This is a genomic window from Chelatococcus asaccharovorans, from assembly GCF_003201475.1.
Classification (GTDB): Bacteria; Pseudomonadota; Alphaproteobacteria; order Rhizobiales; family Beijerinckiaceae; genus Chelatococcus; species Chelatococcus asaccharovorans.
In genome coordinates this window covers 81032-95494 of sequence record NZ_QJJK01000001.1, presented here as the reverse complement: position 1 = coordinate 95494, position 14463 = coordinate 81032, and the positions used below count along the sequence as shown (strand labels likewise).

Sequence of the window (14463 nt, the reverse complement as noted above, 5' to 3'; positions counted from 1 at the left end):
GATCGGCGGGACCGCTTCAGGACTTCCGGCTGAGATCGAAGGTGATCACGAGCGCGGATGCGAGGAGGGCGAAGACGGCTCCGGCGATGAACGTCGTCCGGGCGCCGCTGACGTCCCACAGGAGACCGGCGGCGAGGCTCGCTGCCAGCGTCGCGAGGCCGGTGGCGAGATTGAACAGGCCGAAGGCTGATCCGCGCAGCGTCGCCGGGGCGTTCTGGGCCACGAGCTTGGCGAGGAGGCCCTGGGTGAGCGCCATGTGCACGCCCCACAGGCCGATGCCGAGGAATGCTCCCCACAGGCCCGGGACGAAGGCGAGGGTGAGGTCGGCCGCCACCAGCACGGCAAGGCCGCTGAGCAAAAGCCGCTCCGGCGGAGCCTGATCCGACCAGGCGCCGGCAGGATAGGCGCCGAGGGAATAGACGACATTCATCGCGACGAGCACGAACGGAGCGAACGCCAGCGGCAGTCCCTCGTCGTGGGCCTTCAGGACGAGGAAGGCCTCGCTGAAGCGCGCGAGCGTGAAGACGACACCGATGGCCACAACGACAAGGAAGGGACGTTCGAGGCGCCTGAGATCCGCGATCCGCACCGGTGGAGGTCGGCCTGTTCCAACCGTGCCCACGGACCGATCCTCGACGCCGAGGACGACGCAGAGCACGGCAAGAGAGCCGGGAACGAGAGCGACCCAGAAGACCGCCCGCATGTCGTCGGCGAACAGCGCCATCAGCGCGACGGCAAGCAGCGGCCCGACGAAGGCGCCCACCGTGTCGAGGGCCTGGCGCAAGCCGTAGGCGCGTCCGCGGATCCCAAGCGGGGTGACGTCGGCCACGAGCGCATCGCGGGGCGCACCCCGGATGCCCTTGCCGATGCGGTCGGCGAAGCGCGCGGCGAACACCATCGCCGGAGCGCCGGCCAGGGCAAAGAACGGCTTGGATGCGGCGCCGAGCCCGTAACCGAGCAGGATCAGCGGCTTGCGCCGACCGAAGCGGTCCGACAAATAGCCCGAGAAGACCTTCGCGATCTGCGCCGTGGATTCCCCGACGCCCTCGATCAGGCCCACCATGGCGACGCTCGCACCGAGCGTGCCGGTGAGAAAGAGCGGCAGCAGCGCGTGAATCATCTCGGACGAGATGTCCATGAACATGCTGACCAAGCCGAGGGCCCAGACGGTCCTCGGGATGGGGGGGCGCGGACCTGCAGCCTCCGGGCGGCTTTCCGGCAGGGCCCCGTCCGCGTCGTGCATCACGCCACCTTCACCACGGCCATCATTCCCCCGGCCATATGATAGAGGTGGTGGCAGTGCAGGAACCAGTCCCCTTTCGGCCCGGCGTCGAAGGCGATGGTCACCGGCGCGTGCGGCGGCACCATCACCGTGTCGCGCAGCGCGCCGGAGAAGCGGCGTCCACCGAGGCCCACCACCTGGAAATGGTGGCCGTGCAGGTGCATGGGATGCCCCATGCTGGTGGGGTTCATGAAGGTCATCTCCACCCGCTCGCCTTGCGTCACGGTGAAGGGTTCGGCCTCGCCGGAGACGCGGCCGTTGATAGTCCAGCGATAGCCCGGCTCCTCGCCCAGCATGACCGGAAAGACCCTGTCGGCCTTGCGCACAGCGAGCGGCTTCGTCGCCGCGAGGCGCCCCTCGAAGGTCAGGTCGAGGAGGCCCGCTGGCGCTTCCGCCGCCTCGGCGATACGGACAACAGAGGCGCCAGGCGTCGCCAGCACGAGGCCGGTGCGGCGGGTCGAGGCCTCCACCTGCGCCAGCACCGGGAAGGCGCCCCCGCTCGCCGGAACCTCCACCAAAAGGTCGATGCGCTGGCCCTGGGCGAGGGGAAAGGCCTCCGCCTCCACCGGGGCGCAAGGCGTGCCGTCGACGGCGATGCAGCGGGGCTTCAGGCCGGGCACGGTGATGAAGAAGGCCGTGGCCGTGCCGCCATTGATGATGCGCAGCCGCACCCGGCCGCCTTTCTCCACTTGCACCACTTCCGGGTCGGCCAGCGTGCGGCGGTTGGCGAGGAAGGCGTCGTAGGCGACGTCATTGGCGTGCGCCATGGGCATGCCGCCGCCCGGAGCGCCGGTTCCGGCCGCGCCCATGCTGTAGCCGGCGCTGCCCATCGCGCTGCCCGGCATGGCTCCGCCCACCGGAGCCATGCCGTTCATGGCGTGGCCCGCATGGTTCATGCCCGGCATCGCCATTCCCTGCATCGGCGCGCCCTGCGTTTCCATACCCTGCATCTGCTGGCCCATGGCGTGGCCACCTTGAGCACCCGCGCCGCCGAGCCCGGCGAGGATCTCCTCCGGGCTGCGGAAGGAGAAGTCGTGCAACATCACCACCACGTCCTGCACGTCCCCGGCATCCGCCTCGCGGGTGACGAGAGGTGCCGCGAGCAATTGCTGCTCGCTCAAGGTGTGGGAGTGCATCCAGTGGGTGCCGGGGGTGAGGCGAAAATCCACCTGGTCCATTCCGCCGACGGCCAGCTCACCCCCGTTCGGGCGGGCGCGATCCTGGTCCGGCGGGATAAAGATCTGGCCGTGCCAGTGCAGCACCGCCGGGCTCTGCGAGGCGTTGAGCACCGCGCCGGTGAGCCGGTCGCCTTCTTTCGCGAACACGCCTTCGCCGGAAGGGCCCTTCACGGCGAAGACCTTCGCCGCCTTGCCGTTCACGTCGAGGCTGAGGCTTTCTACCGTGAGCAGCGGGGCGGCAAGGGCCTGCTGCCAGCCGCCGGAGAAGGCGAGCGCGCCGAGTGCCGCGCCACCGGCCAGAACGGTGCGGCGGGAGGGAGCAGGTTCAAACATGGGTCGGGTCATGATCGGCCTCTTTGGCTCGTCGCCGGACAGACGAGGCGAAGCGAAGGGGTTTCGGGTGGTGTTCAATATTTGGCCTGCGCGGAGGCGCCGTCGGGCGCGGAGATCTGGACCACGCCCTTCACGCCCCTGGGGATGGCAACCGCCGCCGTCCCGGCGAGCCGGTTGCCGCCGGCGGGCGAGAGGGGAAAGCGCTGGGCCTTGCCATCTACTATCATTATGGCACTGGCCTTGAAGCCCTCGGCCGCCACCGGCTTGTCGGCGCCATCGCTCAGATAGAGCGAGATGGCGGGCGTGCCGTCGGCCACCAGCTCCGCGTGGTAATGGCCGGCATCCACCCGCACTCCGCCGTTCGCCCCCACGCCGGGCTCGTGGGCGAAGGCAGGCAAGGCGACCAGCGGGAGACTGAGGACAGCCATCAGAAAGTGGCGAGAGATCATGACAGGCTCCGATCAGAAGGCGTCCGCGCGAGCAGCGGCAATGGAGGGGGGCGTCTCCCGCGCCGCCGTCACCAGCCGCTCCAGAGGGCGGCGGCCGTAGGCGAGGACGAGGACGGGGGTGAGGACGGCATCGAGCAGCGTGGCGCTGACGAGGCCGCCGAAAATGGTGATGGCGACGGGGTGGAGGATCTCCTTGCCCGGCACCTCGGCCCCGCTCATGAGCGGCAGCAAAGCGATGCCGGCGGACGCGGCGGTCATCAGCACCGGCGTCAGCCGCTCCAGGCTGCCGCGCGTCACCAGCGCGGGGCCGAACGGCATGCCCTCCGAGATGGCGAGGTTGATGATGTGGCTGATCTTGAGGATGCCGTTGCGCGCGGCGATGCCGGTGAGCGTCACGAAGCCGATCATGCTGGCCACCGACAGGGGCTGCCCGGCGATCCGGAGCGCCACCACCGCGCCGATGAGCGCCAGCGGCACGCTGCCCATGATGACGAGCGCGAACAAAGCCGAGCGGTAGCGGCTGTAGAGGATGGCGAAGACGAGCAGCAGCGACACCGCGGAGAGCGCGCCGATGGTGCGCATGGACTCCTCCTGCGCCGCGAAGGTGCCCTCGAGGCTTGCCGAGACCCCCGCCGGCAGCGCCACCGCCGTGATCGCCCGGCGCATGTCGGCCACCACCGCTGCCACGTCGCGCCCGCCGGAGGTGTTGGCGAGAACGACGATGCGCCGGCGCCCGCCTTCGCGCAGGATCTGGTTCGGCCCGTCCGTCTCCTTCACCTCGGCGACCTGCGAGAGCGGCACCCAGCCGGAGGGCGTCTCGATCAGCAGGGCCGAAAGCCCCTCCGTGTTGCGGGCCGCATCCGACAGGCGGACCAGCACGTCGAAGCGCCGCGTGCCGTCCACGAGGCGGGAGACCACGCGGCCGTTGGAGAGCCGCTCCAGGGCGTCCGTTACCTGCGCGGGCTGGAGGCCGTTGAGGGAGGCGCGGCCATAGTCCACGCGCACGGTGACCTCCGGCACGCGCACCTGCCGCTCCACCTGCAGGTCGACGAGGCCGGGAATGTCGGCGAGGCGGCGGCGCAGGTCCTCCGCCGTGGTGCGCAGGGTGTCGAGGTCATCGCCGAACAGCTTCAGGGCGATCTCGGCGCGTACGCCCGAGAGCATGTGATCGAGCCGATGGGAGATGGGCTGGCCCACATTGAACGCGGCCGGCAGGACGGACAGGCGGTCGCGGATGTCGGCGGTGATCTCGGCCCGGCTGCGGGGGGAGGGGGCAAGGTCCACCTCGATCTCGGAGGCGTGGACGCCCTCGGCATGCTCGTCGAGCTCGGCCCGGCCGGTGCGGCGGCCCACGGCCTTCACCTCCGGCACCTCCAGGATGAGCTGTTCGGCCACAAGGCCCATGCGGTGACTCTCGGCGAGGGAGAGCCCCGGCCTGAACGACATGGAGATGGTGAGCGAGCCCTCGTTGAAGGGCGGCAGGAAGGCGCGTGGCAGGCTGGCGGCGGAGGCAAGGGCGGCAAGAAAGAGCACGGCGACCGCTGCCAATACCAGACGTTGATGGCGGAAGGCGGAGGCGAGCAGCGCCGCGTATCCGCCCTTGAGGCCGCGCACCAGGGCGCCGTCGCGCTCCACATGCCGGCTGAGGGCCGGCAGCAGGTAATAAGCCAGCACCGGCGTCAGCGTGATGGAGGTAGCAAGGCTCGCCAGGATGGAAACGATATAGGCCTGCCCCAGCGGCGCGAACAGCCGCCCCTCAATGCCCGGCAGCGCGAACAAAGGCACGAACACCAGCACGATGATGAGGGTGGCGTAGACGATGCCGGAGCGCACCTCCCGGCTCGCCGCCACCACCACGTCGAACACCGGCCTCGGCACTGCCGCGGCGGCGTTCTCGCGCAGGCGGCGGAAGATGTTCTCGACGTCCACCACCGCATCGTCCACCAGCTCGCCGATGGCGATGGCGATGCCGCCCAGAGTCATGGTGTTGATGGAGAGGCCGAAGGCGTGGAACACGATGGCCGTGGTGAGGATCGACACCGGGATGGCGGTAAGCGAGATGAGCGTGGTGCGCCAGTTCAGCAGGAAGAGGAACAGCACCACGGCCACTACCGCCATGGCCTCCATCAGCACCTTCTCCACGTTGCCGATGGAGGCGGCGATGAAGTCCGCCTGCCGGAAAACCGGGGGTGAGATGTGGATGCCGTCGGGCAGCGTGCGGTTGAGGTCTGCCACCGCCTCTTCCACCGCGCGGGTGAGGGCGAGGGTGTCCACCTCCGGCTGCTTCTCCACCGAGACGATCACGGCGGGCCGACCCATGTAGCCGGCGTCGCCCCGCTTGAGGCGGGCCGCGTAGTCCACCTGAGCAATCTGGTGCAGGAAGATGGTGCCCCCGGTGGCGCGCGGCAGCACGAGCCCCTTCAGGTCGTCGAGGCTGAGGGTGCGGCCGATGTTGCGGATGAGGAACTCGCGCCCGCCATGGTCGGTGAAGCCGCCACCGGAATTGGTGCCGAACTGGGCGAGCGCCTTTTCCAGCGCATCGAGCGTGATGCCGTAGGCGCGCATGGCGGCAAGGTCTGGGGAGACGCGGAACTGCCGCACCTCCCCGCCCATGGGGATGACCTGCGCGATGCCGGGGATGGCGAGCAGCCGCGGGCGGATGACGAAGTCCGCCGCCTCCCGCACCGCCATGGGGGAGGCCGTGTCGCTCGTCACGCCGAACATCAGGATCTGCCCCATGATGGAGCTGATGGGGCCCATCTGCGGGGAGACGTTCGCCGGCAGCCGGTCCCGCACGAGGGCGAGGCGCTCGGCGATCTGCTGGCGATCACGGAAGATGTCGGTGCCGAAGTCGAACTCCACGTAGATCACGGAGAGGCCGACGCCCGACACCGAGCGCAGGCGGATGAGACCGGGCAGGCCGTTCATCGCCGTCTCCAGCGGGAAGGTGACGAGTTGCTCCACCTCGGCAGGGGCGAGGCCCTCCGCCTCGGTCATGATGGTGACGGTGGGCCGGTTGAGGTCCGGCAGCACGTCCACCGGCAGGCGGGTGACCGCGTAGGCGCCGTAGAGCACCAGCACGAGGGCGAGCGCCAGCACCAGCAGGCGGTTGCGCAGGGACTGGGTGACGAGGAAGGTGAACATCGGCCGGCCTCAGCGGATCTGCTCGATGAGCTCGGCGCCCTCGGTGACCACGCGGCGACCGGGCGGCAAGCCGGCCACCACCAGCACGCGGCCGGCATCGAGCGGCTCCGTCTTCACTTCGCGCGCCATGAAGCGCTCGGCGGTGACATGTTCATAGACGATGGTCTGGCCGTTCGCCCCGCGCACCACCGCCGTGCGTGGGATGGCAATGCCCGTGCGCGGGGCGCCGGCCTCCGCGAGCACCGTGAGAAACTGGCCGGCGCGTAGCTGCTCGGCACCCGCGGTTACGGAAAACTGGAGCGGAAGGGCCTGACTGCGGTCGGACATTCCGGCGCCGAGGAAGGTGAGCGTGACGGAACGGCCGTCGGGCAGCCGCCCGGAAGCCCCCGACCGGCCGACATCCGGCGAGAAACCCAGCGCCTCCACCCACAGCCGGTCGGGATCGATGATGCGGAACACCACCGTGTTCGGGTCCGCCATCTGCCCGGCCATCGCATCGGAGGTGGCGATGACGCCGGCAACGGGCGCCCGCAGCGCCTCGGGTTCGCGCTGCACCCGCTCCAGATTGGCGCGGCGGGTCTGGAGACCCTTCAGTTCGATCTCCGTCTCCTCCACCTCGCGGCGGGTGACGGCGTTCTGGATAGCGGAGAGGCGCTCGTAGCGGCGCTTCACGATGGCGATCTGCTGGTCGAGCTCGTAGCCCTGCTGTTCCAGGTCCTTCAGGTCCGAGGCGCCGATGGGCGGGTGCACGAAAGCCAGGATCTCGCCGGCCGCGACCTTCGTGCCGAGCGGCTTGAAGCCGCCCTGTGGCGGCGCCAGCCGCCCGCCCACCGCCGTCTGCACAAGCCCGCTGGCATTGGCATCCGGCACCACGCGTCCGGGCAATTCCACGACGCCGACGTGGCTGGCTGACGCGGTGACGATGGTGCGCACGCCGAGGATGCGCTGGCTCGGCTTCGGCAGGATCACCGAGCCGTCGGGCAGGCGCTGGGCGGCATCGCGGACGGGAGGCTTCGGCGTGTCCGCGGCTCGTGCGCCCTGCGGTGCTCCGGCGAGCGCGACGCCGAGTGTTCCGAGGACGAGGAGGGCGGCCGCCCGCCGCCGGGACATGACGAGCGCCCCGGCCAGAAAGCCGATGAGAAGACCCGCCAGAGCGCCCACCGGCAGGCCGCCGAACTGCGCCAGCGCCGCCGGCGCTGGCGTCTGCGTGTCGGATGATGCTGCTGCGGCGGGAACGGTCAAAGTACCGGCGAGCACGTCTACCGTATCGCCTGCCGTGATGGTGAAGGCGAGGTCGTGCGCGCCCGGCCTCGCGGCGAACGGCGCCGGCACCACATAGGTGCCGGGCGCCACGGGTTTCGCGGCCTGCGAGCCTTCGGGCGTGTCCATTTCGATGGTCGCGCCGTCCACCGGCGCATTGTCTGCGAAGCGGTCGAGGTGGAGGGTGAGCGTGCCGTCGCGCAGCACCGCCACCAGCTCGAAATCGGCGGAAGCCGCCTCGGCGCGGGGGGCGAGGGTCGTTACCTGGGGCGTGGCGGGCGCACCGTGGTCATGGCCCTCGTGCGCCCACGCGCCCGTCGCCAGCACGAGGCCGGCGAGCCCGAGGCCGACGAGAAGGCCGCACGGACCAAGGCTCCCCCTCCGCACCAAATGGCATGCCATGCTTCAACCCGTCCGTTGGTAAATCCGGTACGGGAGCCAGATAGCGCACGGGGTGTCACGCCGCGTATCGCTTCTGTATCAGTTTGTTTCAGCCTGGAGCTTAGGCAGGCGCACCGTGGCGACGAGCCCTCCACCGACGCCGTTGACGAGGCTCAAGGCGCCGCCATGGGCCTCAGCCACCGCGCGGGCGATGGGAAGGCCAAGCCCCACCCCGCCGGTGGAGCGGCTGCGGGAGGATTCGAGCCGGACGAAGGGTTCGAGCACGGCGGTCAGCTGCGCCTCCGGAATGCCGGGGCCCTCGTCCCGCACCGTCAGCACGGCCTCGCCCCCCTCCTCCGCGAGCACGACATGCGCGGCGCCACCATAAAGAAGCGCGTTCTCCAGCAGGTTTGACACCATCCGCTTCAGGCTGACCAGGCGTCCCGCCACCACGAGGCGCGGCGGGGCGGAAAGATCGGCGGCGAGGCCCCGGTCGCGGGCATTGTCCACCAGCGTCTCCACCAGCGCCACGAGGTCGAGCGGGCGCACGGCCTCTTCGCTGGCCTCGCCGCGCAGGTAGGACAGGGTGGCGTCCACCATCTGCTCCATCTCCGCCACATCCGCCGTCATGGCCTCGCGCAGGATGGGGTCGCCCACGTCCTCCATGCGGAAGCGCAGGCGCGTCATGGGCGTGCGCAGATCGTGGGAGACGGCGGCGAGGGCCCGGGTGCGCCGCTCCATCAGATCGGCGATGCGGGCCTGCATGCCGTTGAAGGCGTGGGCCAGCTCCCGCACCTCCTTGGGGCCACTCTCCGGAAGCCGCACGAGAGGGGCCGCCGGAGGCAAGGTCGCCACCGTCCGCGCCATGGCCCGGAGCGGCCGCGTCAGCCAGGCGGCGATGGCGAGGGACAACAGCAGCACGCCCGACGCCATGAGGGTCGTGGACAGCACCGATCCGTGCGCCCCGGCCGCCTGCGGGACGGAGGCGAACAGGCGGGCGTTCAGCCAGCTGCCGTCCGGCAGGCGAACGGCGACAAGGCTGAGGTGCGGGTCGGTGCCCGCGCCCACCAGCACATCCTGCGGCCGCAGGTCGGGCGCCAGCGTGCGCACGTCGTCTGCGAGGCGCTGCCATCGCTCCGCGGCACGGGCGCCGGGAGCGGCCATGGCCTCCCGGCTCCAGTGGGCGTCGATGGCGCCGCCGGACAAGTCATGGGCCACGTCCTCCCGCTTCTCCGCCGCCGCCGCCATGAGCGAACGGCGCAGCGCGACGATCTGGTCGGCGAGGCGGATGGCGTGGGCCGCGTGGCGCTCACGCTCCATGGCGTGCTCGTAGGTCCACAGGCTCAGCACGTGAACCACGACGATGCCCAGCACGGCCACCACGGCGGTGCGCACGGCGAGGCTGTCCGAGGCTCGGATCAGGGCGCGGATCACGAGCGCTCCACCTCCGGTGCGAAGAAATAGCCGGCGCCGCGCACGGTCTTCACCATCTCCGGTCCGCCGTGGGACTCCAGCTTCTTGCGCAGCCGGCTGACCTGGATGTCGATGGCGCGGTCGAAGCCCGTGGCGGTGCGGTTCTTGGCGGCGTCCATCAGCTGGTCGCGCGTCAGCACCCTTTGTGGATGTTCGAGGAAGGTCAGGAGCAGGTCATATTCCCCGGTGGAGAGGTCCACCACCACGGTTTCGGGATTGGTCAGCTCGCGCCGGCGGGTGTCGAGCATCCAGCCGGAAAAGGCGAGCAGGGTGCCCCCGGAAGCCGTGGCGCCGCCCGGAGGCCGCATGCGTCGCAGCACCGCGTGGATGCGGGCGAGCAGCTCGCGCGGATTGAACGGCTTCGCCAGATAGTCGTCCGCGCCGAGTTCCAGGCCCACGATCCGGTCCACGTCGCTGCCGCGCGCGGTGAGCATGATGATGGGCACGTCCGAGGTGCGGCGGATGTCCCGGCACAGGTCCAGCCCGCTCACGCCCGGCAGCATGATGTCGAGGATGACGAGATCCACCGGCCCGGCCTTCATCGCCTCCCGCATCTCGCGGGCATCCTGGGCCGCGGTGACCTTGTGCCCGTGCTCGCGCAGGAACTTGCCGGCGAGGCGCCGGATCTCGGCATCGTCGTCGACGATCAGGATATGGCCTTCGGGGGACACGGGGTGACGGACTCCTGAGAGGCACTCCGCGGGGCGGAACCGCGGCTCCACGGACAGGCCCTTTTATCCCAGCCCGCGTGCTTCGCGATACGCCGATGCCCGGTCAAGCCCGGCGGCTCGGAGCCTGCTCGCCGATGGCCGCCGATGGGGCGTGGTCCCGCGAAAGACCATGCCAGCCGAGCCAGCCGGTATAAAGACCGACCATCAGGATCAGCGCGGCGGAGGCATAGGGCGCGCGCCGGGCGAGCGCGCTGAAGCCCGACCAGCGTTGCGAGACGTGCCGGACGCTGAGCGCGGCGAGCACGCCGGCGGACACCAGCGTGAGCGCCAGGCCGATGCTGAAGCACAGCACCAGCACGAAGCCGAGGCTGAACGCCTTCAGCTGCATGCAGATCAACAGAACGGTGATCGCCGCCGGGCACGGGATCAGCCCGCCCGTCAGTCCGAAGACCACGATCTGCCAGGTCGTCACCGGGCGGCCGGCAAAGCGACTGCGGATATCGGCGGCGTGGGCGCGTGCGTGGGCGTCGTCCTCGTCGCCGAGAGTCATGTGGGCGTGGTCATGCTCCTCGAAGGCAAGGGCATGGACCTCCTCCCCTCCATCGGCGAGGCGCAGTCGCAGCTCCGCTGAAAAGGCATGGGGCTCGGGAATGTCTTGCGCGCTTTCGAGGAATGCGCCCCGGTTCACGAACGGGAAGACCTGACGGCCGCCCCCGGGCCTCAGCGTTTCGAGAACGACGCGTCCTGCGTCGGGAAGCGCACGCCCGGCAAGGCTGGAGATGCGCCAGCGCGGCGGCACGCCGTCCTCGAAGATGCCGAGCGCCAGTTCCCCCTCCGCGGTCGGGACGAGACGGGTCTCGTCCTCATGGTGGTGGTGATGCGCGTCGCTTTGCTCGTGCCACGTCCGCCAGGCCATCCAGGTGGCGATGGCGATGATGGCCACGGCCGAAGCCAGCTGAAAATAAGTTTCGCTCGCCTCAGCACCCCATTGCTGCCCGAAATACAGGCCGCCGAGAGCAATGAGCCAGACCACCGCCGTGTGCGACGCCGTTGCGGCGAGGCCCAGCAGGACGGCCTGGGTGAGCGTGCCGCGGATGGCGATGATGAAGGCGGCCATCATCGTCTTGGAATGACCCGGCTCGAGCCCGTGCAGCGCACCGAGCAGCACGGCCGAGGGGATGAACAGCCAGGCGTGCGCGGCCCCCTGCTGGAGCAGGTCTGTAAACGCGGTCATGTTGCTCTCGGGTCACTTGAGATAGGTGCGGACAACCTCGATCAGGTCGGCGGCGCCTTTGGCACGCTCGGGGTCCGGCTCGGCGTCCGGGTTCACCACGTGATGGCGGATGTGATCCTCCATCAGCTCCGCCGTCAGTCCGTTGATGGCGCCGCGCATGGAGGCGACCAGCATGAGCACGTCGGTGCAGCCGAGCTCGGCCTCCAGCGCGCGCTCCACGGCTTCGGCCTGCCCCTTGATCCGGCGAATGCGGGCGAGAAGCTTGGTCTTGTGCTTGATCGTATGGGCCATCACGGATTTATAATATAGGGGGGTACCGTATGTAAACCACTCCCCTTCGTCTGCCGGACCATTCTGGGCCTATGTCGAGGCCGGGAGCCCGGTGACCCTCGATCGATGTGGGGACTTGAACGGGGCTAACAGCTTGGCGCCGTGGGCCCGACCTGTCATCCGCTGACGCAACATCGGATGACGATGCCGGTCCCTCGGACGGTGTCGTCAAGTGTTTCTGCCAAGGGAATGTCCCGTTTCCCGAATTTGCGACCCGAGAGCGGGCCTAACATTCCAGACATTGCCCACATTTGGCCACAGCCGAGAATGTTCATTCGACCAAGATCGAGAGATTCTTGAGCGTAGATTGCAGCCCGGCGTTGTGGTCTTCCTGCTGTACCCCTTCCGGAACATTTTCGCAGGTGATAGTCACCCTGGCTCCTCCGGGAACGGGCGAAAGGCTCCACTTCATCTTCATCTCGCCCGCGAAGGCCGGATCGTTTGATTGGAGCCTGACAAGATGGACGATCTGCTCGTCCGGAGCCAACTCCAGGAAACACCCTTCGACGACATCAGTGTCTTCCGAGGTCTTACCGTGGGTAGATCGATCTCCTTTGGCATAGGTCAGCGCCATCCCGTAGGCTCCGCCCTGGCGCGGTTCGAATTTGTAGATGTGTCCCGTCATTCCCTCGGGCGGGAGCCACTTCACCCATGCCTCCGGGTCTAGGAATGCTCGGTAGAGGGACTGCGGCGACGCGGCAATCACCCGCGTCGCCGAGTCAGTCCTTTGTCCTCCCGATACGCCTTTCATGAATCGGAATCCTTCGGCACCCCGTCCCCCACCGTGGACGGCTACAGCGATTTGGCCTGAATTCAACTGCGCTGCCGACGTCGGCTCACACCCATACCAGAAATCAAAACGCGACATCCGAAAGGCGCGTCTTTTCAGAGCGCGGTGGCGACCATGGGCATGACGAAGCCCCACTCGGGAGTGGGGGACCTCGTGAAGTGTCCGGCCCAGACCCAATCCATTCGAGGACGCAGGTGGGTGGCCAGCACGGAAATCAACAGGCGCACGACAGGCGAGACCCAGCTCCGAGTTGACAAGCGCGGCGCGTTTTCCCGCCAACATTTCTTCCCTATCAGCCGAGAAGATGCGCCAGCCAATAGGCTGCACCTGCCGCGAGACCGCCAACCAACAAAGTCTGCACGGCGGACCTGAAGGGGTTTACCCCCGTGAAGCGGCCTTTGATTGCACCGAAAATCGCCAGCGCGATCCCCGTAGTGAGCACGGACATCTTCAAGGCATCAGGGATGTTCGATACGGCGATATAAGGCGCAAGCGGGATGAACCCGCCAACGAGATAAGCGATCGCGATGGTCGCAGCGCTCAGCGGAGCGCGTTTCGGATCCGGCTGTTCAAGGCCGAGCTCGAAGCGCATCATGAAATCCGTCCAGCGCCGGGGATTGGCGCTGATCGCGTCAACCACGTTCGTCAGAGCGGCGCCCTCAAGGCCGTAGGTTTCAAATATCTGCCTCACCTCGTTTACCTCGAAATCGCGCTTATGCTCGATTTCCCAAGTTTCACGCGCTTCCTCCGACTTGAAATGCTCAATGTCCGTATGCGCGGCGAGATAACCGCCAAGCCCCATCGCGATGGCGCCGGCGGCGATCTCGGCAAGGCCCGCAGTCACGATCACTCCGGTGTCACTGACGGCGGCAGACAAACCAGCGGCCAGGGCAAAAGGAACCGTCAGGCCGTCCGACATGCCGATGACGACGTCGCGGACGATCTCCGAGCCGCTAAAATGTTTTTCGATATGCGGAGTGGTCGGCATTGATAAGGGTCCTTTTTGACGGTTATCGAGAAAGCCCATCCGATGGATGAGGCTTGACGTATTGGAACCTTCGACGGAGGTCGTGCCACTCGGCCAATCGCGGCTGCAATCTGGCAAACGAAGCTGACGGAAGACTGACGCAGCCCGTTTAGAATCGGCCATCAAGCGGCTTTTCGGCGATGAGGTGTCGCAGGATTGTGCGCACAGTCCGTCGGCCCCGCCGGCACACTGCATCTTCATGCATGCGGAGGCTTGGAGCGGCGGCTCAAGGCTGTTCGGAAGAAACTGACGGCGACGGCCTGGTCTCGCGCTCTTGGCGCAGCCGATACGAGACGGCGCCGTAGGTGGCGACGCAATAGGGGACCAGGAACGTCAAGCCTATCTTGGTCCAGTTGACCGAGCCGCCGCCCACGGCGGCATCGCCCTGGTTGATGAGATTGAGGATGGTGCCGACGACCACCGCCACCAGGAAGGAGCGGCGCGGAATGCCGGACTGCGTTGCATAGGAAAGGAAACGCCGGATCATGCTGGTGCCGGATTTCTCGCCGCGCGAGCTGATGGGACACGTCACCCCGATAGCATTTGCATCAGGATTGCCGGCGCAATCCGGACCCTCGCACATCGTCGCCGTCGCATCAGTCGTCGTCTTCATCGCCGTGCTTCCGCCGGATCTGTTCCAGGCTGGCGGGGTCGTACTTCGCCTTCAGGCTGTCGCCGCGCACGTTGGTCGCCCTGACCTTGTAGCAGCCGTCGTCGGAGCGGATCGAGAGCACGGTCCACCCCTCGCCCTCCAGCTTCTTCTGGAGCGCGTCGCGTGGCTGCCAGTCGGCCAGCGGCACGTTGCAAGCCCTATCGGCCGCCGCCGGTCCCGCGCCGAGGCACGCGGCGAAGACCAAAATCGCGGCAACCCGCGTGCGTCTCACCAAAGATCCTCCGACGTGTGCAGCCCG

The 14463-nt window shown here is 68.4% G+C and carries 13 protein-coding genes; all 13 read right to left on the bottom strand.

The features are described from left to right. Window positions 1-16: 16 nt before the first annotated feature. Window positions 17-1243 carry an MFS transporter gene (locus C7450_RS00475; RefSeq protein ID WP_110372438.1) on the bottom strand — a complete coding sequence of 409 codons (1227 nt, stop codon included), beginning with the start codon at window positions 1241-1243 and terminating at the stop codon, window positions 17-19. Continuing rightward, the gene (locus C7450_RS00470) at window positions 1243-2805 is read right to left on the bottom strand and encodes a multicopper oxidase family protein (RefSeq protein WP_238121395.1); all 1563 of its coding nucleotides are present in this window, start codon (window positions 2803-2805) and stop codon (window positions 1243-1245) included. The genes C7450_RS00475 and C7450_RS00470 overlap by 1 nt, the downstream gene beginning before the upstream one ends. A gap of 62 nt (window positions 2806-2867) precedes the next feature. Next, window positions 2868-3242: a hypothetical protein gene (locus C7450_RS00465; RefSeq protein ID WP_238121396.1), complete on the bottom strand. Its 375-nt coding sequence runs from the start codon at window positions 3240-3242 to the stop codon at window positions 2868-2870. Between the two features lie 12 nt (window positions 3243-3254). Next, the gene (locus tag C7450_RS00460; protein WP_110372436.1) at window positions 3255-6386 is read right to left on the bottom strand and encodes an efflux RND transporter permease subunit; all 3132 of its coding nucleotides are present in this window, start codon (window positions 6384-6386) and stop codon (window positions 3255-3257) included. A 9-nt stretch (window positions 6387-6395) separates the two neighbouring features. Next, window positions 6396-8048, bottom strand: coding sequence for an efflux RND transporter periplasmic adaptor subunit (locus tag C7450_RS00455; protein WP_110372435.1), 1653 nt, complete (start codon window positions 8046-8048; stop codon window positions 6396-6398). 78 nt (window positions 8049-8126) lie between these two features. Next, complete coding sequence (locus C7450_RS00450; protein ID WP_110372434.1) at window positions 8127-9461, bottom strand: ATP-binding protein; 1335 nt, start codon at window positions 9459-9461, stop codon at window positions 8127-8129. Continuing rightward, on the bottom strand, window positions 9458-10171 hold the full coding sequence (locus C7450_RS00445; RefSeq protein WP_110372433.1) for a response regulator: 714 nt from the start codon (window positions 10169-10171) through the stop codon (window positions 9458-9460). Before C7450_RS00445 ends, C7450_RS00450 begins: the two co-directional genes overlap by 4 nt. 103 nt (window positions 10172-10274) lie before the next feature. Continuing rightward, window positions 10275-11405: a nickel/cobalt efflux transporter gene (locus C7450_RS00440; RefSeq protein WP_110372432.1), complete on the bottom strand. Its 1131-nt coding sequence runs from the start codon at window positions 11403-11405 to the stop codon at window positions 10275-10277. Window positions 11406-11417: 12 nt separating this feature from the next. Continuing rightward, the gene (locus tag C7450_RS00435) at window positions 11418-11696 is read right to left on the bottom strand and encodes a metal/formaldehyde-sensitive transcriptional repressor (RefSeq protein WP_012115376.1); all 279 of its coding nucleotides are present in this window, start codon (window positions 11694-11696) and stop codon (window positions 11418-11420) included. Between the two features lie 310 nt (window positions 11697-12006). Beyond that, window positions 12007-12486, bottom strand: coding sequence for an SRPBCC family protein (locus C7450_RS00430; protein ID WP_110372431.1), 480 nt, complete (start codon window positions 12484-12486; stop codon window positions 12007-12009). Between the two features lie 331 nt (window positions 12487-12817). Then, entirely contained in the window at window positions 12818-13513 is a 696-nt protein-coding gene (locus C7450_RS00425; protein WP_110372430.1) for a VIT1/CCC1 transporter family protein, read from the bottom strand. A 265-nt stretch (window positions 13514-13778) separates the two neighbouring features. After that, the gene (gene nrtS, locus C7450_RS00420) at window positions 13779-14165 is read right to left on the bottom strand and encodes a nitrate/nitrite transporter NrtS (RefSeq protein ID WP_238121397.1); all 387 of its coding nucleotides are present in this window, start codon (window positions 14163-14165) and stop codon (window positions 13779-13781) included. Continuing rightward, on the bottom strand, window positions 14149-14436 hold the full coding sequence (locus tag C7450_RS00415) for a PepSY domain-containing protein (RefSeq protein WP_238121398.1): 288 nt from the start codon (window positions 14434-14436) through the stop codon (window positions 14149-14151). Before C7450_RS00415 ends, nrtS begins: the two co-directional genes overlap by 17 nt. Window positions 14437-14463: the final 27 nt, after the last annotated feature.

Bases quoted from the DNA above. Each gene is read 5' to 3' on its own strand.
- C7450_RS00430 (WP_110372431.1), bottom strand. From the start codon at position 12,486: ATGAAAGGCGTATCGGGAGGACAAAGGACTGACTCGGCGACGCGGGTG.
- C7450_RS00475 (WP_110372438.1), bottom strand. From the start codon at position 1,243: ATGCACGACGCGGACGGGGCCCTGCCGGAAAGCCGCCCGGAGGCTGCA.
- C7450_RS00455 (WP_110372435.1), bottom strand. From the start codon at position 8,048: ATGGCATGCCATTTGGTGCGGAGGGGGAGCCTTGGTCCGTGCGGCCTT.
- C7450_RS00435 (WP_012115376.1), bottom strand. From the start codon at position 11,696: ATGGCCCATACGATCAAGCACAAGACCAAGCTTCTCGCCCGCATTCGC.
- C7450_RS00440 (WP_110372432.1), bottom strand. From the start codon at position 11,405: ATGACCGCGTTTACAGACCTGCTCCAGCAGGGGGCCGCGCACGCCTGG.
- C7450_RS00425 (WP_110372430.1), bottom strand. From the start codon at position 13,513: ATGCCGACCACTCCGCATATCGAAAAACATTTTAGCGGCTCGGAGATC.
- C7450_RS00470 (WP_238121395.1), bottom strand. From the start codon at position 2,805: ATGACCCGACCCATGTTTGAACCTGCTCCCTCCCGCCGCACCGTTCTG.
- C7450_RS00460 (WP_110372436.1), bottom strand. From the start codon at position 6,386: ATGTTCACCTTCCTCGTCACCCAGTCCCTGCGCAACCGCCTGCTGGTG.
- C7450_RS00465 (WP_238121396.1), bottom strand. From the start codon at position 3,242: ATGATCTCTCGCCACTTTCTGATGGCTGTCCTCAGTCTCCCGCTGGTC.
- nrtS (WP_238121397.1), bottom strand. From the start codon at position 14,165: ATGAAGACGACGACTGATGCGACGGCGACGATGTGCGAGGGTCCGGAT.